Origin of the sequence: Sulfurimonas sp., assembly GCF_041583195.1 — a bacterium.
GTDB lineage: Bacteria > Campylobacterota > Campylobacteria > Campylobacterales > Sulfurimonadaceae > Sulfurimonas.
This window is the reverse complement of the sequence record NZ_JBFHGL010000001.1, coordinates 133,930-157,660: the sequence shown is the minus strand read 5'-3', so window position 1 is coordinate 157,660 and position 23,731 is coordinate 133,930. Positions and strand designations below refer to the sequence as shown.

The following is a 23,731-nucleotide window of genomic DNA, read 5'->3' as shown; positions in this document are numbered from 1 at the left end:
ATCATAGTTTTTGTATTGTTCTTCTAAAAAAAGTAACAGGTTCTGTTCCTGTAACACTGCTAGGTACAGTTACAGTTATATCCATCATAACTGTTCCGTTTTGCTCATCAGTAGTAATGGCAGTTGTAGGTGTAAGATTTGTACAACCGTTACTTGATGTAGTGTTTGCCCCTGTTTCATTTGTGTAAGAATACTTCATAGAGATATTTATATCATATACACCATCAAGTTCAGATATATTTCTAGAATTTTGACAGCCATTTGTTGCTATATCATATAAAGCATATTCTATAGCACCTTTTGCATGAAGTTCTGTTTGTTCATATAAGAATAGATCTACTGTTCTTTTTGAAGTTGAAGCTGTAGTGTTTAGTGAGAGTAACATTATTGTTGATATTAAGATAATCACACCAACTGCCATGATCATGGCAAAGCCAGAACGGTTTAGAATACGGTTTTTTCTTTGCATATTGCATGTGCTCCATCTGTTAGTTCACTTTTTACACAAACTTGAATTTTTAGCATTGAACCGACTGCACGAAATTGAAAAGTTGGTACGTTTTCCATAATTACAGCACGTTTTATATTCTTCCCTGCATCTGAATATCTCTCTGCATCCCAAGGTTGATAATCATAGTAGTATACTAGGTCATAAGTATTGTTGCCTTTCCCATCATCTTCTATAGCTATTGCATTGGCTGTCCATGCTATTTTATAGTACTCATACAGATCAACTCCTGCAAAGTTTGCACTAAGTCTATTGTTTATAGCTGCAGTTATTGGGTGCATAGTGGCTCCAAGACCTGATAGTGTAACATTTCCATCCCATCCATAACCAGTGTGGACATCACTATTTGAACCTATAAAATAAAGAGCTGAGTCAAGTATGCCGCTGTTAGCTTGAGACAATGTACCTATTGTGTTGTTAATAGCTGTAACATTAGTTTCAGGTGTAGTTATAAATGAATTACTAGAGGCATTTAGATCAGCTATACCACTCCAGTAAGGAGCATTTACTCCTCTCCAACCATCTATATCAAAGGAAACCCACTCCAATACTCTGTAGTTTTTTGTGGTATCTAAATCCTGTACACCATCATAATCAGATGCGGAAACTCTTCCAATAACAGAATCCGGAATACGGTACGATAATCGTTTTGCTATGAACTCAACAGCAGAACCACTTTGATTTTGTAATGTATTGTTAATTTTAGTAAATATATAGTTCTCATATGCTTTAGCCATAAGCTCAACACCAAACTTGCCAAGAATACCAATGATTACTATTACAAAAATAAGTTCTAAAAGTGAAAAAGCTGGTTTTTTTAAATATTTTGAAGGTTTTTGTATCATGGATACATCCTTTTATAATAATCAGCTTCACCAATATTAAAAGTATAAGCAGTTAGTTCTGACACAGTGTTTCCAGCTTCATTTGAAACGGTTACAGTGACTTTTTTTGCTTCATCGTTTACAGCGATAGTTCCATTCATATCAGATAGCGTTACAGATACACTATATGTATAGCTTTGTTTATATGCATCTGCTGAAGACGTATTTGTAAACAAAGTGTCATTAACACCGTGAAAATCATCTATATCGTCTCTAACTGCTTCTCCACCATCACTTCCAAATGCTGCAGAAACTCTTACTGTATCATCATCAAGACATCTTCTATGTTTCTCTTGAAATATATGACCGTTTGGTTTTATTCTGTCTGCATTACAAACTCCAGCAGCTCTTTGTATGACCTTTTCTATAGCACCTGGATCATCTGTCTCTACAGAGTTTTCATCCCATCTATAGGATAATACCTGATTTATCTGTGCTGCTGCAGCAAATACTGTTTCTTGAAGAAGATTGTTATCAACACCTTTACCTATAGCACTCGTCATAATAGGTATAGATACTACACTAATAGCGATAATAACCAGCGCAAATATAAGCTCTATAAGAGTAAATGCTGTACGTTTGGCATAACGGTTTACCACATTATTCTCCTATTTGTTTTAATAGCACCATCTGTTTTTGACGTTGAATTTGCTTCATCTACGCCTGCCCAGTCTGAATTATTTTTTATAAACTCAACCTCAAATTCATTTTTTGTGTCACTATTATCATATTTATTATATATCAGCCATCTAGATGCATTATTCTCCATTGTTGCCTTATATGGATACCCGCTAGACTCATCATACTCTAAAGTAACTTGAGTCGGAACACCATTAACAATGGCAGTATTGGAAACTTTTGACGCATTTTTTTGATTAATATTTCCTACAACTCCATCATTTACAGTATGAGCAGTGTTTATATACCATCTTGGATCGTTTGTTGAGTTTAAGTTTGCATTATTTGGCAGTAAAGTTTTATTACAAGTAACTCCTAAACTATCAGTCCCGTTACAGAAAGATTCAAAATATATAAATGAATTTCCACTGTCTCCTTGGAAGGTCTGTCTTTCAGCATTTGTACGACCATATAAAAATGTAGCACCACCGCTACCAGTACCGATATCTTGCCCAGTTATATCTGTGCCAGAATATGTGGATTTAACGTTTATGGTTAAGCCGGATGCTGAAACAGTAAATGGATTTACAGATGTATCAACACGTCTTGGAAAGTTAAATCTAAGCACTTTAGATGTATTGTTTTCATTCCATGTAACAGTGTATTGACCTCCTGCAAAACCAAGTTTGGCATCTGGAATAGTAGTTGTGTTTGAATCACCATGATTTGCATGTGTTAGAGATATATTTGCTCCTACAGGATTTTCATAGTATGCTGCACCATTTGTAAAGTTAAGAGTAGCGTTGTTATTTTCATTCTCTGCAACAACAGTTACTTCTACTCTAGCAGCCATATCAAACGTTGAAATATTAGCATCATCAATGTTTGAAATATATGTAAAAGTACCAGGTGAACCGTTGTTATTTGTCATATTTATATCTTCTAAAGAAAAGTGATGTGGTATAAATGTTACATTTAGATCACCACAAATATAAGCTCCATCTGAATTACAGTTGTTGTAAAGAGTTGAAGAGGGATCATTCATAGAACGGTCATCTTCAAGATCTACCCTCGCCCAGTTTTTATCTTTAAGTATAAGTGTAACCTTTCCAACATCATCAAATTCCATACCTACAACTTCGTAGCTAACACTTCCATCAGTTGATATACCGTTTAAAATACTAAATACAGACTCACTTGAAAGACTTGCACTACCGTTAAGTACTGTAGCCGAACCATCGGCAGAGTTTACTACTGATTCGCTAAGTGTCAGATTGGCTTTACTTTGGTTGTAGTTTAGAGTTTGAGTTGATGAACCATAATTAGAAGCTGTTACTGTTGCATTATATGTAGAACCTGAACGCATTAGATCAGGCACATCTGCATCGGTAAACTCAATATTGAATTTGTCTGGTCTTATGGCAAAGTTATCACTTGAACATCCTGAATCTGCAGAGTCTAATGTACACATTAAACATCCGTAATCATCGCCGTATGAAGGATTGTATCCGCAACTATCCTGTATTTCCTGAGTGAAGTCAGTTGTTTGTTGTTCTTGTCCGCAGCTTTGTCCACCGTTTTGTGACAAACATGGAGAACCGTTACCCGCAAAACATCTATCGTACGTATCCTGACCGAAAATATTTAGATATGTTGTTTCACTGTTTAGACACTGAGCAACACCTTGAAGGTTACCGTCTTCAGAACTGTTTTTCAAACATATAGCATTTACGGTGGCATTTTCATATATTTGACTAAAGTCCATTGATGTTATGTAAAATCTAGTGTCTTGGTTTGCATATGATGGCATAACTACATCTAAATTTGATGTCACCTGGCCATTGCTGATAGTAATAACAGCTGGGTTGCCATTTGTGTCGTATAGTACATCTTTTGTTGAACAGTTAGAATCAGAAATATATGGGATTATTCTGAATTTTAAATTAGTATCTACTGAAGTATAGCTAGCAGCATCTCCTGAACCGTCCAGGTGTACACCTGTTATCGTTTCCGGTTTATTTGAAACTTTTGTGGTTATAAACTTTGTTCCTGCGTTGTAATCAGCAGTAGATGTAAAGTCATTTACTATATCTGCATTAGTTGCAGAAACTTCAGGTGGATTAGGAGCGTATGCACGACATATACCTTGAACTTTAAGTTCATCGATCTCATGGTTGTTACATCCTCCACCGGTTCCCGCAGTAAAAGCAAATCTAACGTATTCAGGAGTAGTGCTTTGACCATTCGCACCATCTTTTGCATCAAACTTATTTATGATTACCTGGTATCCGTTTCCATCATATATATCTCTTTCTAAAGTTATATAAAGATGATCAGGATCTCTGGCATCTGCTGTAAATCTGTATTTATGTCTAGGTTCAGCTGTATCGGTATTTTTAACTGCTACTGGAGGATTAAGCTCAGATGAAGATGCTAAAAATTCATAACCGCTTGTGCCATTTCCATCACCGCGTATTGACACATAGTTTGGAGTAAATCCTATACCTCCAATCCTTCCTTCAGTTGGATTTGCATAGTTACCGTATTCATCTATACCAAGTCCTAGCCATCCACCTTCAAAACCATCTTGACTATCTTTTTGAGCATATCCCATTGAACCGCCAAATGCACCAGGAGTTGGTGTCTCTCCAACTGCTGAGTCATAAAGTACGGCAACTATACCGTCAGCCCCATAGGTACCAAGACCATCATGAGCATCTCCACAACCACCATAAGCATATTGTTCAAATTCAACAATAATAATGTTTTCGTTAGATTTAAACTCATAGTCTTTTGTAACCGCAGTTGCAAGGTTTGTACTAGCGCTTGTGAGTCTTAGTCTTCCATCAACAATCTGTGGAGTAAAACCGCCACTACTGAAAAGCGTGCGCCAATCATCATCTAATGCTGTTTCAAAATCATCTTCATAACATATAGGAATATTAACCTGTTCAAGAATTGTTACTTCTGCTGAGCTGTTGGTACCAATTTCTACTGAACCGTCAGTCACAGAGAGCGAACTTAGAGTCAAATTGAAGTTTTCATCGAACTCTATAGGTACATCATGAATAATATCCATGTATATAGTTACCTCAGTTTCTCCGGCATTGATTGTAGCTGTTTTATTTGTATATGTAACGTAGTCAGAACCACCAATTGCACTGCCGTCTGTAGTTGTATAGTCTATACTAACATCTTGAGATACAGGTTTTGAGAGGATTATTTTTATTGGCATCAGTTTTGTTGAACCATCAGCTGTATTAACGTCTTCCAGTACTTCATATGATGCTTGTTCAAAACCTATAGTAGCCGGGGTCATAAAGTTTAGATTTAGAGTAAAAATAAGGTCTTGTCCGGCGTTTTTTTCTTCAACCATAATGTAGTAGTCTGTATTTGATGTTATACTGACTGAATCACTTTGATCTTCATCGCTATCAGCTCCAGCATATATATCATCACCTCCACAGCTTGTACCAATACTTATAATCTGTGTTAGAGAATTTTTTTCTATACTAAACAATAATATTCCATTAACATCTGTGTTGAATTTAAAGTACCTTGTATAACCTTGTGCTGCACTGGAGTTTTCGCTGTAAGATGCATTCGCATCTACGGTAGTACCGTCTATGTTAGCTATAAGTTCCGGTGAAGTACAATCATATGTTGCTGCAGCATTAAGATTGCTAAAAGAGAAAGCTAAAATAAAAGGTAAAAAAAAGTTGAGTTTAAAATGAGAAAGTTTCATAAAATTCTCCTTGCAGGAATTTTATTGCAATAAAGAACAGGGCTCAGTTAGAATTGTAACAATTGCAATAACAATAACTACTATTATCTTTAATATATACTTAGTTCTTGCTTAATAATTATAGGTGGAAAGTTGTTTTAAAAAGTTAAAGATGAATAAATCTACTTTTGTAAAAAAGTAGAAATTTTCTCTGCAATACCGTATTTTGTTCCTTCTGGAAGGATTATTTGAGATGCTTTTTTATTGTCAGTGTTAAATACAATAGGGCCTATAAAATTAACTACAGAATCTTCGATCGGGTTTTGAATTAAAACTATATTTAGTGTTAAAATATTTGAATTTTCATCTATTTCAAGTAGCTTTTGTATATGTGTCGGTACTTCAAAATCATATTTTCTTAATACAAAAGGATCGATAAGCGTAAAAGATAAATATTGATCATTTACGGCCTGCATCTTCATAAATATATCATCTATTTTTTCCAATGTCACCTCTTTTACATTCTCAAAGCCTAAAAGCGGTGTAGCAATTTCAAATTTCATACATTTACCTCACAAATTTCCAAATATTTTTTATTATTGTAGCACTAAAAGCATAAATTGTACCTAGTTTAATCTGTGTTGTATAACTTTTGGATAAAATATCAACCTATTTAAATTTGGGAACTTTTATATTATGAATAAAAAATTAAAACTAATATCGGTTATTGCAGTATCTATGCTCTTATTATCAGGTTGTTCAAAAGAAATTGAAGAATATAATAAGCCTGCAATGTACTGGTATTCAAAGATAATTGACTCTATATCGGATTCAAACCTGGATAGAGCAGATGATTATTACTCATCACTTCAAGGCGAACACATAGGTTCACCGCTTTTAGTAGAAGCTACTTTGATTTTAGCTATCGCACACATGGATGATGAAGAGTATATTTTGGCTGAGCATTTTTTAAACGAGTATATAAAGCGCTATGCAAATGCCAATGAAAAAGAGAGTGCAGAGTTTATGAAAATAAAAGCAAAATTTTTAGCTCTTCCGCATCCTAGACGTGATCAGGCTCTAATCAAAGAAGCTATAGAAGAGGGGATAAAGTTTAAGCAAAGTTATCCAAATTCTCCGTATTATAATTTGGTTGATCATATGATGACTAAGTTGTATATGGGAGAAGCTTCTCTAAATGAATCTATTGCAGATTTGTATAACAGAATAGACAAGTACAAAAGTTCTGACTATTATAAAAACTTAAAGCCTCAGCCTTGGATAAATTGGGAAGAGGTAGAAGGAGCTGAGAATCCATGGTATAGAGCATGGTTTGAGGGTGATGGTAAAGGCAGTTGGTACGGCTTTTTAATACCTGATACCAAAAGTGTTGTATCACGTAACTCAAATGTAGATGAAAATGAATAAAAAAGGATTTTACTATGAATTTAAGTAGTTATGGAGAATTTCCGGCAGATATACCGGTTATTGCAGAAGATGAGCTTTTTTTATATCCATTTATGATCTCACCGCTTTTTTTAAGTGATGAGAGTAATATAAATGCTGCTACTAAAGCTATAGAAGGCAGTTCTCTTGTTATAGTTTGTTCAACAAAACCTGGGCATGACGGTGAGAGAAAATATGATTCTCTTTATGAAGCAGGTGTTGTTGGTTCTATTATGCGTAAAGTTGCTCTTCCTGATGGAAGGGTAAAAGTTTTATTTCAAGGTTTGGCTCGTGCTAAAACTACAATTGAAGTATCAACAGATCCACTTGTTGCTAGTGTAGAGATATTAGAGCCTATAAATAACACTTCACCAAAAATAGATGCACTACTTGAGATTGTACGTGAAAAGGTTAGAATTTTATCTGGAGTAAGTAACTACTTTCCACCTGATCTGCTTAGAACAATAGAAGAAAATCATGATCATAATCGTATAATTGATTTGATCTGCTCAACAGTTAAGTTAAAAAAAGAGCAGGCTTATAAAATATTTGTAGAAGTTGATACTGAAAAAAGATATATGAGTCTAATTGACTATTTAGTTGAAGAGATTGAGGCTAATAAACTTCAAAAAGAGATAAAAAGTAAAGTTCATACTAAGATAGAAAAAGTTAACAAAGAGTATTTCTTAAAAGAGCAGTTAAAACAGATTCAAAAAGAGTTGGGTACCGATACACAAAGAGAAGAAGAGATAGAGGAGTATCGCAGCAAGTTAGAAGCTAAAAAGTCAAAAATGCAAAAAGAAGCATATACTGAGATAAAAAAACAAATAGATAGATTCTCACGTATGCATCCTGATTCTTCTGATGCTTCTATGACTCAAACATACCTTGAGTGGGTTTTAGAGATCCCTTTTGGAGCAGAGGCTAAAAAAGCTTTAAAAATAAATGATGTTAGTGAACAGCTAAATAAAGATCATTTTTCATTAAAAAAGCCAAAAGAGCGCATAGTTGAATATTTTGCTGTTAAAGAGCTTTTAGAACTTCGTGGGCTTAAAAATGAAAGTGGAGATGCTGGAGCAATTTTATGTTTTAGTGGACCTCCTGGTGTTGGTAAGACTTCACTTGCAAACTCCATTGCTGAAGCACTTAAACGTCCACTTATTCGTATAGCTCTTGGAGGACTTGAAGATGTAAATGAACTTCGTGGTCACAGACGAACATATGTAGGAGCTATGCCTGGACGTATCACACAGGGTTTAATAGATGCAAAAAAAATGAATCCTGTAATCGTTTTAGATGAGATAGATAAGGTTTCTCGATCATTAAGAGGCGATCCAACTGCTGCACTTTTGGAGATACTAGATCCTGAACAAAATAAAGAATTCCGTGATTATTATCTAAATTTTAATATAGATCTGCGTAAGGTTATATTTATTGCTACTGCAAATGATGTTGGAAATATTCCGGCACCTTTAAGAGACAGAATGGAGTTTATAAATATTAGTTCATATACGCCTCAAGAAAAACTTGAGATAGCAAAAAGATATCTAATACCGCAAGAGTTAAAAAAACACGGTCTTAAAAAGAGTGAAGTAAGTATATCTAAGCCTGCACTTAAAGAGCTAATACACTCATATACACGTGAAGCCGGTGTTAGAAATCTTCGTCGCCGTTTAGCAGAGATGTCAAGAAAAGTTGCACGACAGATTTTAGAAAACCCTAATTTGGAAAAAGTTTCAATCAGTGTTAAAAATTTAAAAGATTATTTTGATAAAACTGTATTTGAAATAGAAAAAACAACTAAAAAACCTGTAGTAGGTGTTGTTAATGGCCTTGCTTGGACAGCTGTTGGAGGAGATGTATTAAAGATTGAGTCAATACGTATAAAAGGTAAAGGTACTCTAACATTAACAGGAAGTTTAGGCGATGTTATGAAAGAATCGGCTCGTATAGCTTTTAGTGTTGTAAAAACACTGATAGATACTGGTAGACTTGAAATAGAAGCAGACAATATACCTAAAACTCTTAAAGAGAAAGATGAAAATACTGAACTGCCATCTAGTGAAGTATATAAGCGTTATGATCTTCACTTACATGTACCTGATGGTGCTACGCCTAAAGACGGCCCAAGTGCAGGTATTGCAATGTGTAGTGTTATTTCATCTATACTTTCTTCTAAAAAGATCCGTTCAGAAGTGGCTATGACAGGTGAAGTTTCATTGACAGGTGATGTATTACCAATTGGTGGACTAAAAGAGAAGTTGATTGCAGCTCATAAGGCAAATATGAGCAAAGTACTTATTCCTTCTAAAAACTATGAAAGAGATCTAAAAGATATTCCTAAAGAGGTTAGGGATTCTTTAGAAATAATATCTGTTAGTAGAATAGAAGAGGTTTTAAAAGAGGTTTTAATATGATCAAAAAAACCTCTTTCTCAATTGCTGTATCATTGTTTTTACTAAGTGGATGTGCAGATACAAATACTATGCATTCACATAATAAAATTTTTCAGAGTGTCAACTATGAACAAGCACAACTTGTTCAGGATGGAAAAAATAAACAATACTGTGTAAAATGCGGTATGGACCTGGTTAGATTTTATAAAACTAGCCACGCTGCAACAAGTGAACAAGGCAATAAAAATTATCAGTACTGTTCAATACATTGTCTAGAAGATCATCTAGGTGAAGGAATGGTGCTTAAAAATCCAAAAGTTGTAGATGTAGAGTCTTTAAAATTGATATCAGTAGCTAAAGCTACTTATGTAGTAGGAAGCAGTGTTCGTGGAACTATGAGTCGTATTAGTAAATATGCTTTTTTAAAAAAGCAAGATGCTTTAAAGTTTCAAGAAAAAAATGGTGGAGAGATTATGGATTTTAACTCTGCCTTAGAAAAGGCAAAAGAGGATTTTAAACACTATAGATAGTCTAATTTAGACTATCACAGTATCTATTTTTGCTTTAAGATCATCAGCACGAATAGGTTTCATTAAAAAGCCGTTTGCACCAAATTCTAATGCTTCACCTTTTTTAGTCTCATCCGTTGTTAAAACAATAATAGGAAGTTGTTTTAGATTTTCATCTGCACGTACAACTTTTAACATCTCTATCCCGTTCATTACAGGCATAATAATATCTAAAAGTATCAAGTCGATATCATCTCTTGATTTGAGTACGCCAATAGCATCAGAACCGTTTCCTGCTTCTACAACTTCATTTACTACACCTGTTTTCATTAACATAGATTTTAGTAACTTTAGATTGATCATATCGTCATCAACAGCTAACACATTTATATTTTTAGACATTGTTCATCCTTATTTTATATATTTTTCAAAAACTAATCTGATTAAATCTTTATTAATTACATTTTTAATAGTATCGTCTACAAACTTTTTATCATCTTCATCTTCTAACATAGATGGATCGTTAATAAGAACAATCTTCGTATCAATGTTTGCTTTTTCATTTGACATTTTAACATTTTCTTGGACCTCTTTTAAAGAGATGTTGCTTAATTGTTTATCATACATGATGATTTTATAGTTATTGTTAGAGATTTCATCTTTGAGATCATCAATTGAATGAACATCTTTGTAGCTATAACCTAAAGAGTTGAACACTTTTGCATAAAGTTTTGTTTCAAACATACTTTTCTTTGCCAATAGAATATCTGCATTGTACTCTACCTCTTCAACCGTACTTTCCTCTATTTCAGGAATCTCTTGAATCTCAGGAACTTCTTCTATTTCAGGAACTTCAGCAACTTCTGTAGTTTCTTCTATCTCTGGAGTCTCTTCTGTTTTTGGAGCCTCTACAACTTCTTCTACAGGTGCAGGTTCCTCTTTTATTTCATCTTTTTTCACATTATTATTAGCATCAACTATTTTATCTACAAGAAAGTGATTTAAAATGTTGATTATCTCTGAGCGCACAAGAGGTTTTGTAGTATACTCATCTAGTCCTGCTGCTAAGAAACGTTCACGGTCTCCTTTTAGTGCATTTGCAGTAAGGGCAACGATCGGTATATGGTTTTCACCTGTTGTTTGCTCATATTCTAATATTTCTGCAGTTGATTCCGTACCGTCTAAGAAAGGCATTTGGATATCCATAAACATAAGATCAAATTTACCGTCTTTACGTTTTGCAAAAGCTTCTAAACCGTTATTAGCTATAGTTACTCTCATACCTAAGTCTTCAAGAGTCTTTTTGATAAGTTTTTGGTTAATAATATTGTCTTCTGCTACTAAAACGTCTGCATCAAACCTACTGCTTCCTTCTGCAAATTTCTTACGATTTGCTTTTTGGATTTTCTTTTTCTCAACTATTGATGCATCATAACTCTCAAGTGCTATTTTAACCTTAGAAATATTTAACGGTTCATATAAAGTTTTTCCTATGTTCGCACCAATAGACTCTATCTTTTTCATAAATGAAGATTTTGTCAGTACAATCATAGATGGTGAAAGCTCACCAAAGTGCACAAGTTCTTCGTCTGATGTATATGAGTAATCGACAAACAAGAAGTTATAATCATCTTTATTTTGAACTTCGTCTATATTATAGAATACACTATGCTTCACTCCATAGTAGTCAAGATATTTTTCAAGGTTCTCATCTTGTTTTTTAGACTTATGATCATCTCTTAAGATCAGTGCTTTTATATTAGAAAATGCACCTTGTGTTGAATCATTTAGAGTTTCAATCTCTTCAAGCTCAATCGTAAAGAAGAATGTAGTACCTTCACCAGGTTTTGAATCTAAATCAAGCTGACCACCCATAAGTTCAATAAATCTGAATGAAATAGTTAAACCAAGACCAGTACCACCGTATTTTCTTGTAATAGATGTATCAGCTTGGCTGAATGCTTCAAAGATCTTAGCTTTTTGTTCACTGGTAACACCGATACCACTATCTTGTACCTCAAATCTAATTCTAGTTTTACCTTCAGTTTCGCATGGTTCTTTTTTAATTTCAACATTAATTGAACCAGAGTTTGAAGTAAATTTAACAGCATTTGATAGAAGGTTAATAAGTACCTCTTTAATCTTAGTAGGATCCCCTTTAACAGGAAATTCAAGTGCAGGGTCTATGTAACAACCAACATCGATTTGTTTCTCTGAAGCACGAACTGAATAAACTTCAACAGCACTTTCAAACTCTTCGATAGGGTTAAATGCAATGTCTTCAATCTCAACTTTATTAGATTCGATTTTAGATAAGTCAAGAATATTATTGATAATCTCAAGTAGATTTTCAGATGATTTTTCAATGATCTCAACAAACTCTGATTGCTCTTCTTGAAGTCCAGAATCTTTTAAAAGTTCCGTAAAACCAACGATACCATTAAGTGGTGTACGTATTTCGTGAGACATATTTGCAAGGAACATTGATTTAGCTTCACTAGCCTCTTGAGCAAGTATTTTATCGCGTTTTGTTCTTTCAATAATTTTCTCTAACAGTTGATACGCTTTTTCAGTACCGGCTGAAGTTTGAAGGTCAATTTCAGAAGCTTCAGTATCCTCATCCTCATCAATAGCATTTTGTAAAACGTGCTCAAGGTTTTTGATATTTTTTTCAATCTCATTAGATAAAATATATCCCAGAATTCCAAGTAAAACTGATACTATCCAAGTTGTAACCGTGATAGTAAGGAACTCTAATGCACTGGCTTTAATTTCTTCTGCTCTACTATCCATTGCATTTAAGATTTTTTCTTCAGCATTTGATAATATATTCGTTTTTTCAGAAAGCATAGTGAACCAAACACCAGGTGAAATATCGTATTCACCATTCGCTGCTGTAGAAATAATAGCTGTTCTTTCAATATTTATATCTTCTAGTAAAAGTTTAGTATCTTCATTTTTAAGAAGTAAATCTAATTGATTTTTAAGACCTAGATCACGTAAAGTAGCGTATGCATATGAATCTGCTTTTGAGATGAGTGATAACCAAAAGTTAAACTCTTCCTCTTCAAATGCAGTTGAACGTGCAATTGCATAAGAGATTAAATCTCTTTCAGACGAAGTAAACTCTTTTGCCTGAACAAGACTTATATATACACCTGCAAGCTCATTAATTGTCTGATCGTTTTGCTCTATAGAAAGTTTTGATATATTTGAGATCGTTGTTTTTAAAATTTTACCGTAAACATCGTTATAAACTTGCTCGAAGTCTGCACTTTTTGAATCAACATCTGCTCTTGTTTTTTTAATTAATATATATGCATCTTTTATATAGTCTATGTCAAGACATGTACTACAGTTACGAGAAGAGCCACTTTGATGATTATGTAAACTTTCATCACTTTGTATATGAGATATATATTTAGCATAGTTTTTATCGACAAGCGTTCTTTGTTTTTTTAATGACTTTAGCGTATTGTTAGATAAACTACCCAAGTACATAACTGTCATACCACGTTCACGAGATATATTAGTTACTAAATCATTCAGAAGTTTATTTTTAGATAGTTTACTCTGAAGTTTACTAGATGAAGTTAAGCTCATATAAGAGTCGTAAACGTAAAAACTTGTAAAAGAAAAAACAATTAGAATTGGAAAAAGAGATATTAATCTAAGTCTATTTTTAAGTCCAAATTGCATATTAATCCTTTGTCTCTATTATGCTTAAGAGAGTTTCATTGATTTTATTTAGTGATTTCTGGGCATCTGAACTGTCTTGAATAGTTATAAGAGCTTCTATATCAGATTTAAAAGAGGTAACTCTCATATTATCACTCATACCTTTGAGCTTAACAGCAGCATGTTGCCATTTTTGTGCATCATTTGCTTCTATAGCTTCTTGAGCTTCTAAAACAAGTGCTTTACTTTCATTTGAAAAATCTTCAAATAGTTCGTTAAAGCTCTCTTCATCTAACCCAATCTCGTTAGCTACACTCATTTTATTATATGTCTGTGCAGGTTTAAGTTCTTCAATCTCATCTAAAATATCATTTTGTTGATTAGCACCTATTAGCTCATTTTGTTCTTCATCTAATAGGTCAAAATCATCTTCAGCTATTTCAAGAGCATCTTCTTCGTCATCATTGATTTCTAAAACATCTTCATCAATTTCAGGTGTATCAATATCAGCTATTTCAAGAGCATCTTCTTCGTCATCATTGATTTCTAAAACATCTTCATCAATTTCAGGTGTATCAATATCAGCTATTTCAAGAGCATCTTCTTCGTCATCATTGATTTCTAAAGCATCTTCATCTATTTCAGGTGTATCAATATCAGCTATTTCAAGAGCTTCATCTTCGTCATCATTGATTTCTAAAGCATCTTCATCTATTTCAGGTGTATCAATATCATCTATATCAAGAGTTTCTTCATTAATATCAGCCGGCTGTTCTTCTATAATAGGATCTTCTACCGCAGGAGTAGGAGTTGCTACTTTAGCTTTAACTTCAGGTTCTTCTCCTGCTAGCTTTGAAATAATTCTATAGAATTTATCTAAGTCTTGAGTAGAATGTGTGAAATCTTCAGCTTTATTTATTTGAATTAGTATATCTTGGGCATCATGGATTCTCAGGTTGGCTGCAACACCTTTTAATTGGTGTGAAAGAGATTTTAACTCAATCATATCATCATGTTCTACAGCTTCATATAGTTTAGGTTTAAAGTCTTTAGCCTGATCAATGAAATCGTTAACGAAGTCTTGAATTGTTGCAACATCCATCTCTAAAGCATCTGCAGTTTCTTGGATGTCAAAAACATATTCATCTTCTTCGCCTTCACCCTCAGCAGACACTTCATCAGTAGCTAGACTTAAGTCCTCTTCAACTTCAACAATCTCAGGTATCTCTTCTTCTATAGTTTCTTCTAAGTCTTCATCGATAGCTACATGTTCATGAAGGTTTTCGTGAAGATCTTCCCTTGTCATTTGAGTTTCAGTAGTTTCAGCTTCACCGATTTTTTCTAAATCTTCATCACTCACTTCAAATACATCTAGATTAAATTCATCTTCCACTTCATATGGATCTTGTTCAACTGCTGAAGTTTCTAGTTCAGGTAATTTATCAATATCTATTTCCTCAGAAATATCTATTTCATCACTTTGACTAGCTTCAGTTGGAGTTTTTACTTCAATTTCTTCCTCTTCAGGCTCTTGTTCTACAATAGGTGCAGGTGTTACAGGAGCTGCTACAGGAGCAGGTCTTGATTGAAGTTCACCTGATATGCCTTGAAGTTCTTCAGCACTCAATGCTCTTAAGTTGTTTAAGGTTATATTATATGACTGTTTTGTAGGTGCTGAAGTTAAGTAGATCGTTTTTATATCTAGAACACAGCTAAAACTTTTTCCGTTAGCATGTATTATAGCTTTAGACGAATTTTTATCTGTAGCACAAAGAATAAAGTCTATCCAGTGAACGTGTTTAAAGTTATGAACATGACCTGGTACTTTTACAAATAGATCTGCAAAATCTGCAGCTTCCGATAATAAAGATGTAAAACTTGGATAACCTAATGATTTTAAGTTCTCTTCATCTATTCCTATAAATTCTCTGTTGTTATTATATATAATCATTCTATAGCCTCTTTTTTTATACTTCTGAACTTAGCATTTTTTGATACAGAACTTCGTTTTCTTGAATATTTTTTTTCGAAGCCTGTCTTGAAACCGATATAAAGCTTACAATTTCCCCATCATCGTTTTTTACAGGTAGTACACTTAAATCATCCCAATAGTATCGACCGTCACTTCTTAAGTTTTTAACAAGGCCTGTCCAAGCTTGTCCATCATTTATTGAATGCCATAGTTTTTCAAAAATTATTTTAGGCATGTCTGGATGACGGATAATATCATAGGTTGAACCTATGACTTGTTCATTGGCATAGCCTGAAGCTTCATAAAAAGCACTGTTAGCATATATGATTTTACCAGAAAGATCTGTTTGAGATATTATCGCTTTACCTGCGTGAACATATTCTTCATTGATAGGGGTTACTTTAGTCATTATAAGAACCTTATATTAATTTTGCAGAATTAAATTTGCTTAATGTTATCATAAAACTTACAAAATGAAACTTATTTGTATAGATTTTTTATAATATTTGCATCTTTTTCATTTAAAATAGCGCTTATTTCTTCATGTGATAATATTTTTATTTGTTCAAATGTACCGTAATGATTAAGCAGCTTTTTTATTTTAGCCTGTGATATTCCATTTAAATTTAACAGTTTACTCTCTTGATCCATTTTAAGTTTTGTTTTCTTATGAAAGTTTATTGCACATCTATGTGCTTCATCCCTTAATCTTTGAACCCATTGAAGTCTTTTATCACTTGGTTGTAACCTAAACACATCATCTTTTGTATATATAATATCGTTAGCTTTGCCTTTTGCACGATGAGCTTTTTCATCTACTTTCTCTTTTGAAATTGCTATTACGTCTAAACTAATACCGTTTGAATCTAAAATTTCAAGTGCTAACTTTAAAAGTGTAGCTCCGCCATCTAGTACCCATAGATCAGGTGGAGAAGATTTTTCAAAACTATTAACTCGCCTTGATAAAGTCTCCCTCATTTGTGAGTACTCATCTTTTGCATCTAAATGATAAGTCCTGTAAGATTTTTTATCAAATTTTGCATTCTCATATACAACCATAGCTCCAACAGTAGCCATACCTGCCATATGTGAATTGTCAAAACATTCTATACGTTCTGGAGTTCTTTCTAATCTGAACAGTTCTGCAACCTTCTCTTCCGTTTCCATATTAACTGTTTTTTTATCATTTTTTAAAATCTCTAGGGCATTTAAAACAGCTAAATCTATAAGTTGTTTTTTCTTTCCTTTTTGTGGGACGATAATTTGGGCTTTCTTTTTAAAAATATCACTCAGATAGTTTTCAATATCTTCTTGATCTTCAAAACTTTCTTGAATTAGTATAGGTGCAATGATCGGTGGTTTATCTTGATAATATTCAACTAAAACTCTATGTAAAATCTCATCCTTGTCAAAACCGTTATTTAAACTTGTAACATTATGGGATGATGAAATTATTTTTCCGTTACGCATAAATATTTTAAGTGTTACCAATCTCTTTTCACTGTGTGCTATAGCAAAAATATCGTAGTTTTCATTTGATGCAAAATCAATATCGCTTTTAATCTCGCTTCTGGAGATTCTCTCACATCTGTCTCTTAATTCTGCGGCTTCTTCAAACCTTAATTCCTCTGCATAAAACTCCATTTTCTTTGAGAGTTCCTGCGTTAGTTTTGATTTGTTTTTTATTAGTTTTATCGCTTTATCTATCTCTTTTTGATAAATCTCTTTTGGTATGTCGTTTTCACAAGGACCAAGACACTTATCGATCTGATAGTACAAACAAAGTTTTTTTGATTTTAAGCATCTTTTTTTTTGGACAAGCTTACAAAGTTCATATATAGAGTTTAAAATATCTCTGGCTGCAACTGAATATGGACCAAAATAAGTTATATCTTTGGCATCGATTATTTTTCTTGTTATATCAAATCTCGGATATTTCTCTGAGTAATCTATGTAGATGTACGGATATGTCTTATCATCTCTCAGTAAGATGTTATATTTTGGATTTAGCTGTTTGATCAGCGAGTTTTCGAGTATTAGCGCGTCATGCTCGGTATTTACAACTATATAGTTGAGTGAGACTGTTTGTTTGATCATACTCTCTATTCTGTATGAGAGATTTGAACTTGGTCTAAGATCAGGTGTAAAAGAGAAATAACTTTTTACACGATTTTTTAAGTTTTTTGCTTTACCTACATATAGGAGTTTACCGTTTTCATCAAAATACTGGTATATCCCTGAAGAAGGTGGTAACTGTTGTATAGTTTCACTTAGTGTCATTGTTTTTTATGATATCCCTGATACTTTTAACTAGATCATTTAATTCTTTGTTTTTTATGTTTATCTCAAACTCTCCGCTAGAGCGCTCTTTATATGTTTGTTGTACAACTTTTGGTGCTTCTTGTTTTATTTTAGGAGTATGGGTTACAAATGCTTTTATATCGGAAACAGTTGTATCACTACATTCATCGGGCATATGGAACTTTAAAGCGCTTTTAATATTTTCTATACTATTATCAAACTCTTGTTTGCCGGCTGGATGATTGAATACAAAAAATAGCGTATCTTGTTTAAAATATGCAAAGTTAATCATCTTTTGAACTGGCGGAGTAAAAAGTGATTGTATTCTTTTTATGCACTTCACTTTTGAAAGTTTTGAAAATTGAGGTTTACTTTGAATAATATTTATAATCTGAGAAGCATTTTTCATAAAATTATTATAGCTATATTTTTGTTTAGTTTTAGTGGATGTGGTGTAAAAAAACCACCATATTATCAAGATAGTGTGGTTATACCTGTAGCTGAAACAACAAATGAAAAAGAGACAAACTGATGAGATATGATGTAATAATCATTGGGGCAGGGGTAGCCGGGCTTTATGCAGCCGTAAACCTTCCAAAAAATAAAAAAGTACTTATTATCAATAAGCGTGAGACTTTTAAATGTAATAGTTTTTATGCACAAGGTGGAGTGGCTCTTGCAAAAGATGAAGAAGATATACCTTTGCATATTAAAGATACACTTGATGCAGGTGATGGATTGTGCGATGAAAAAGCTGTTGAAGTTTTATCAAAAAATTCTAAAGCTGCTATTGATAATATCATCGATCTTGGATTTGAATTTGATACAAATGAAGACGGTTCATTAGCTTATACAAAAGAAGCTGCACATTCTACTTCTAGAATATTACATGCTGGCGGTGATGCTACAGGACGTTACTTACACCATTTTCTTCTTTCTCTAAACCCTCATCCTATGTTTGGACAAACCCGTGTAGTTGATCTGCTGATTAAAGATGGAAAATGTCACGGTGTTACAATACTTGAAGATCGTGAACTTCGAAATATATATGCAAAAAATGTCATCATTGCAAGCGGTGGTATAGGTTCACTTTACGAGTACCATACAAACGCACCAACTATTAGTGCTGACATGCAGGGACTTTGTGTTATTAAAGGCATTGAGCTTGAACATATGGAGATGACGCAGTTTCATCCTACTGTTTTTGTACAAAACTCTTTTGCTCAAAAAGTACTTTTAACTGAGGCCTTAAGAGGTGAGGGTGCTACTATTGAAGATGAGTACGGTAAAAGATTTTTATTTGAATATGATGAGCGTGGTGAACTTGCATCACGTGATATTGTCAGTAAAAGTATCTATGATTATACACAGAAAACAGGTTATAAAGTCTATTTGAATATGAGAAATTTTGATTTCAAATATTTTATAAATAGATTTCCAAATATATATAAAAACCTGCAAGATTTAGGTTTTAATGTTCCCGTGCAAAAAGTACCTATTTCACCGGCTTTTCACTACTCTATAGGTGGAATTAAAACAGATTTAAACGGTGCAGTTCCAAGTGTTAAAAATCTTTATGCAATAGGTGAGGTAGCATCTGTAAAAGTACACGGTGCAAATAGGCTTGCTTCAAATTCACTGTTAGAAGGTTTAGTTTTCGCAAAAGAGGCTGTAAAAGACATACTTGAGCATTTTCATGAACAAAAAGATGATGAGTTTATAGAGTTTGATATTGAAAATGATATTATGAGTCTTAAAGATGATAAAGAGAAGAAAAATAAACTTAGAGAGATTATGTGGAAATATGTCTCTATCGTTAGAACAAAAAAAGGTTTGTCTGAAGCAAAAGAGCAAATTAATGCACTTTTAAATGAAAAAATTGGTAAACTTCTGAAGTTAAGATTACTTACAGCCAAAGAGATTGTGGAATCAGCTTTGGCGCGGGAAGAGTCAATTGGTGTTCACACCATTCACAATGAGGAGAATTAATGTTTTTAAGGATTTTAAGTATGCTTAGTTTAACAAGTGCGTTAGCTATGGCTAGTGGTGGAGATTCTGGTGGTGCTATACCGGATCTTACATTTACATGGGTTGGTATTGCTGCTTTAGCGATATTTATAATAGGTTATTACTTTGTAGCTATGGAGGAACATTACCATATCGATAAAGCTAAACCTGCTTTATTAATCGGTACGTTTATGTTTATGCTTATAGCATTATATTATGCTATAAACGGTATGGATATGGACCTTGTTCATACACAAGCTCAGCATCTTATTTTAGAGATCGCGGAAATTTTCTTCTTCTTATTTGTTGCTATGACATATATAGAATCTATGATACATATGGGAGTATTTGATAGGTTAAAATACAACTTAGTATCTAAAGGTTATACATATAGAAAACTCTTCTGGGTAACTGGTATATTGGCATTTTTTATATCTCCTGTAGCGGATAACTTAACTACAGCTCTTATTTTATCAACTGTACTAATTACAATTGAACGTGAGAGAAAAGAGTTTTTAGTTCCTGGTGCAATTAATATAGTTGTAGCAGCAAATGCTGGTGGTGCATGGTCTCCGTTTGGTGATATTACAACTCTTATGGCATGGACTGCGGGTAAGGGTGCTTTTAGTGACTTCTTATTTTTATTCCCTGCTTCTATTTTAGGTTATTTAATAACTGCATATTTATTATCTAAAGTGGTACCAAATGAAGTACCTCCGTTTGATGCTTCTAAAGAGACTAAACCTGAGATGATGAACGGTGCTAAAGTAGTAATGGGACTTGGTGTATTTACAATATTCTCAGCTGTAATGTCTCACCAAGTTCTACATCTACCTGCAATGTGGGGTATGATGTTTGGTCTTGCACTATTAAAAATATATGCATATAACCTAAAAAGAGTTCATGGAAAAGGGCATTTTGATGTTTTCTCTTCTATGAGTAAGATTGAGAACAATACTTTAATGTTTTTCTTCGGTATTTTAGCTGCTGTAGGAGCACTATATTTTATAGGTTGGTTAGCATTGGCTTCTGTGGTATACGAGCCGTCAGTATTAGGTCCAACAGCATCAAATATAGGTGTTGGATTTCTTTCAGCAATCGTTGATAACGTTCCTGTTATGTCTGCAGTACTTAAAGCAAATCCTGATATGGCTCACGCACAATGGATGTTGGTTACATTAACAGCTGGTGTTGGTGGAAGTTTAATATCTTTTGGTTCTGCTGCAGGTGTTGGTGTAATGGGTAAATTACCTGGTGTATATACATTCGGTGCACACATGAAATATGCATGGACTATACTAATAGGATACATCGTTTCAATAGTTGTATGGTATGTTCAATTTCAAATGTTCGGTATTGGTGCGTAGCTAATAATTTTTAGATAAAAGGAAAAATCCTTTTATCTGAGTAAACTTCCCTTTATATTAATTCTTAATCTTTTTTATAGTATCCTTTCAAAATTATTTATTTTTCAAAAGGCATTTAAATGACAAATGTTAGCATCATAGTTTTAGATTTTGGTTCTCAATATACACAATTAATCGCACGTAGATTACGTGAAGATAAGATATATTGTGAAATTCTTCCTTATCATACATCAGCAGAAGATATTAAAGCAAAAAACCCAAAAGGGATTATTCTTAGTGGTGGTCCATCTTCAGTATATAGCGAAAATGCTTATGAAGTAGATCAAGAAGTTTATAAAATGGGAATCCCTGTTCTTGGTATCTGTTACGGTATGCAAAGAATTGCTGTTGATTTTGGTGGTAGCGTTATAAGAAGTGATCATCATGAGTATGGTAAAGCTGAACTAAACATAGTTGAGCCTGAACACTGTTCACCTCTTTTGAAAGACTGTGAAAACGGACGCATAGTTTGGATGAGCCACTCCGATCGTGTAGATGAACTTCCTGAAGGTTTTAAACCTATTGCAACAAGTGATAATTCTCCGTTTGCTGCTATCGCAAATGAAGAAAAAAATGTATATGCAATGCAATATCACCCTGAAGTTCAACACTCAGAAGAGGGTTATTTAATGCTTAGAAACTTTGCAAAAAATATTTGTGGAGTAACTGAAAAATGGAAAATGGAGCATTTCCTAAAAGAACAGATCAAGATCATTCGTGAAAAAGTAGGGACAGGAAAAGTTCTTTGTGGATTAAGCGGTGGAGTTGATTCTTCTGTTGTTGCTGCAATGCTTTATGAAGCAATCGGTGATCAGCTGATCCCTGTATTTGTTGACAACGGTCTTTTACGTAAAGGTGAACGTGAGCAGGTTGAGCAAATATTTAAATTAAACCTAAAAGCTCCATTAGTTGTAGCAGATGCATCTGAGCTGTTTTTAAGCCGCCTTGCTGGAATTAGTGATCCTGAGAAAAAACGTCAGATCATCGGACATACATTTATTGAGGTATTTGAGCAAGAAGCTAAAAAGCACGATGGAATTAAATTCTTAGCTCAAGGTACACTATATCCCGACGTTATTGAGTCTATCTCAGTAAACGGTCCAAGTGAAGTGATCAAATCTCACCATAATGTTGGTGGTTTACCTGATTGGATGGATTTTGAACTGATCGAGCCATTACGCGAACTATTCAAAGATGAGGTGCGTAAAATAGGACTTGAGCTTGGACTTCCAGAATCTATGATTAATCGTCATCCATTCCCTGGACCAGGTCTTGCGATCAGAATTATGGGTGATGTAAATAGACCAGATTTAGATCTTTTACGTGAAGCTGATGTTATTTTACTAGATGAATTAAAAGCAAGCGGATACTACACTAAAACATGGCAAGCATTTGCAGTACTTTTAAATGTAAAATCTGTTGGTGTAATGGGTGATAACCGTACATATGATAATACAGTATGTGTACGTGTTGTAGAAGCTGTTGATGGTATGACTGCTACATTTGCACACCTTCCACATGATCTGTTAGAGAGAATCTCTCGTCGTATCATTAATGAGGTTGATGGAATCAACCGTGTGGTATATGACATTAGTTCTAAACCACCTGCAACAATTGAGTGGGAGTAAGCGAAAGCTTATCCCATGTCTAAAAATATTTATCTTTTTTCCACTTCTTCACATCCAGATGCGATAAGCATCAACTCTTTAGATATAAGCATTTTAAAACCAGATATAGACTTTTCATTATATGACTACCTGATCATTACTTCAAAACAAGCTGTTAATGCATTAAAACAATATGATTTAAATTCATTTATAGATAAAAAAGCACTTTGTGTATCATCTAAGACTGCTGAATCTTATGAGAGTCTTGGTGGATATGTTTTAGAAAGTGGAAGCGGCTATGGGGATGACCTAAGTAAAATTATTAAAAAGTATCCAAAAAATATAAAGTGGTTGTATTTGCGAGCAAAAGAGATAGCAAGCAGTTTTGTCAGAGAGTTAAACGATCAAGGGTTTAGCATTGATGAAAGCGTGCTTTATGAGAGTAGCTGTTCACAAGAGATTTTAGATATAAAAGTTGAAGATGATTCAATATTAATATTTACTTCTCCATCTAGTGTAAAATGCTTTTTAAAACAAAATAAAATAAATAAAAATAACAAAATAGTTGTTATTGGTGACACAACTGCAAAAGTACTTCCAAATAACGTCAATTACGTTATTTCAGAATTTAAAACAATAGAATCTTGTATAGAATCCGCTAAGTTATATTACTAA

The 23,731-nt window shown here is 33.6% G+C and carries 18 protein-coding genes; 7 read left to right on the top strand and 11 right to left on the bottom strand.

All coding sequences use genetic code 11. The features are described from left to right. Position 1: 1 nt before the first annotated feature. The 5 genes from ABZA65_RS00780 to fliW form a co-directional block, all read right to left on the bottom strand. Entirely contained in the window at positions 2-469 is a 468-nt protein-coding gene (locus tag ABZA65_RS00780; protein ID WP_373069575.1) for a hypothetical protein, read from the bottom strand. After that, positions 445-1,353 (bottom strand): type II secretion system protein, encoded by a 909-nt coding sequence (locus ABZA65_RS00775; RefSeq protein ID WP_373069573.1) that lies wholly within the window; start codon positions 1,351-1,353, stop codon positions 445-447. Before ABZA65_RS00775 ends, ABZA65_RS00780 begins: the two co-directional genes overlap by 25 nt. Next, entirely contained in the window at positions 1,350-1,991 is a 642-nt protein-coding gene (locus ABZA65_RS00770) for a Tfp pilus assembly protein FimT/FimU (protein WP_373069571.1), read from the bottom strand. Before ABZA65_RS00770 ends, ABZA65_RS00775 begins: the two co-directional genes overlap by 4 nt. Further along, on the bottom strand, positions 1,985-5,755 hold the full coding sequence (locus tag ABZA65_RS00765) for a Calx-beta domain-containing protein (RefSeq protein WP_373069569.1): 3,771 nt from the start codon (positions 5,753-5,755) through the stop codon (positions 1,985-1,987). Before ABZA65_RS00765 ends, ABZA65_RS00770 begins: the two co-directional genes overlap by 7 nt. Positions 5,756-5,916: 161 nt before the next feature. Next, complete coding sequence (fliW, locus tag ABZA65_RS00760; RefSeq protein ID WP_373069567.1) at positions 5,917-6,297, bottom strand: flagellar assembly protein FliW; 381 nt, start codon at positions 6,295-6,297, stop codon at positions 5,917-5,919. 133 nt (positions 6,298-6,430) lie between these two features. Here fliW and ABZA65_RS00755 point away from each other — a divergent pair, with 133 nt between their 5' ends. From ABZA65_RS00755 to ABZA65_RS00745, 3 genes are read left to right on the top strand one after another with little or no spacing between them, the layout of a single operon-like run. Next, complete coding sequence (locus ABZA65_RS00755; RefSeq protein ID WP_373069565.1) at positions 6,431-7,162, top strand: outer membrane protein assembly factor BamD; 732 nt, start codon at positions 6,431-6,433, stop codon at positions 7,160-7,162. Positions 7,163-7,176: 14 nt separating this feature from the next. Beyond that, on the top strand, positions 7,177-9,597 hold the full coding sequence (gene lon / locus ABZA65_RS00750; protein ID WP_373069563.1) for an endopeptidase La: 2,421 nt from the start codon (positions 7,177-7,179) through the stop codon (positions 9,595-9,597). Beyond that, positions 9,594-10,106 (top strand): nitrous oxide reductase accessory protein NosL, encoded by a 513-nt coding sequence (locus ABZA65_RS00745; RefSeq protein ID WP_373069561.1) that lies wholly within the window; start codon positions 9,594-9,596, stop codon positions 10,104-10,106. The genes lon and ABZA65_RS00745 overlap by 4 nt, the downstream gene beginning before the upstream one ends. A 6-nt stretch (positions 10,107-10,112) precedes the next feature. Here ABZA65_RS00745 and ABZA65_RS00740 read toward each other — a convergent pair whose 3' ends face one another. The 6 genes from ABZA65_RS00740 to ABZA65_RS00715 form a co-directional block, all read right to left on the bottom strand. After that, positions 10,113-10,487 (bottom strand): PleD family two-component system response regulator, encoded by a 375-nt coding sequence (locus ABZA65_RS00740; RefSeq protein WP_373069559.1) that lies wholly within the window; start codon positions 10,485-10,487, stop codon positions 10,113-10,115. Positions 10,488-10,496: 9 nt separating this feature from the next. Next, a complete protein-coding gene (locus ABZA65_RS00735; protein ID WP_373069557.1) occupies positions 10,497-13,784 on the bottom strand; it encodes an ATP-binding protein in 3,288 nt (1,095 codons plus the stop codon). Position 13,785: 1 nt separating this feature from the next. After that, positions 13,786-15,714: an Hpt domain-containing protein gene (locus ABZA65_RS00730; RefSeq protein WP_373069555.1), complete on the bottom strand. Its 1,929-nt coding sequence runs from the start codon at positions 15,712-15,714 to the stop codon at positions 13,786-13,788. Positions 15,715-15,730: 16 nt separating this feature from the next. Next, positions 15,731-16,144 carry a PAS domain-containing protein gene (locus ABZA65_RS00725; protein WP_373069553.1) on the bottom strand — a complete coding sequence of 138 codons (414 nt, stop codon included), beginning with the start codon at positions 16,142-16,144 and terminating at the stop codon, positions 15,731-15,733. A gap of 71 nt (positions 16,145-16,215) precedes the next feature. After that, positions 16,216-18,015, bottom strand: a complete 1,800-nt coding sequence (gene uvrC / locus ABZA65_RS00720) for an excinuclease ABC subunit UvrC (protein ID WP_373069551.1) — start codon at positions 18,013-18,015, stop codon at positions 16,216-16,218. Then, entirely contained in the window at positions 18,002-18,445 is a 444-nt protein-coding gene (locus ABZA65_RS00715) for a hypothetical protein (RefSeq protein ID WP_373069549.1), read from the bottom strand. The genes uvrC and ABZA65_RS00715 overlap by 14 nt, the downstream gene beginning before the upstream one ends. A gap of 122 nt (positions 18,446-18,567) precedes the next feature. On the opposite strand from ABZA65_RS00715, the gene nadB reads away from it, so the two are divergent. The 4 genes from nadB (at position 18,568) to ABZA65_RS00695 (ending at position 23,731) form a co-directional block, all read left to right on the top strand. Next, positions 18,568-20,025 carry an L-aspartate oxidase gene (nadB, locus tag ABZA65_RS00710; RefSeq protein ID WP_373069547.1) on the top strand — a complete coding sequence of 486 codons (1,458 nt, stop codon included), beginning with the start codon at positions 18,568-18,570 and terminating at the stop codon, positions 20,023-20,025. A 20-nt stretch (positions 20,026-20,045) separates the two neighbouring features. Further along, the gene (nhaD, locus tag ABZA65_RS00705; protein WP_373069545.1) at positions 20,046-21,410 is read left to right on the top strand and encodes a sodium:proton antiporter NhaD; all 1,365 of its coding nucleotides are present in this window, start codon (positions 20,046-20,048) and stop codon (positions 21,408-21,410) included. A gap of 119 nt (positions 21,411-21,529) precedes the next feature. After that, positions 21,530-23,077 carry a glutamine-hydrolyzing GMP synthase gene (gene guaA / locus ABZA65_RS00700; protein ID WP_373069543.1) on the top strand — a complete coding sequence of 516 codons (1,548 nt, stop codon included), beginning with the start codon at positions 21,530-21,532 and terminating at the stop codon, positions 23,075-23,077. Between the two features lie 15 nt (positions 23,078-23,092). Next, entirely contained in the window at positions 23,093-23,731 is a 639-nt protein-coding gene (locus ABZA65_RS00695) for a uroporphyrinogen-III synthase (protein ID WP_373069541.1), read from the top strand.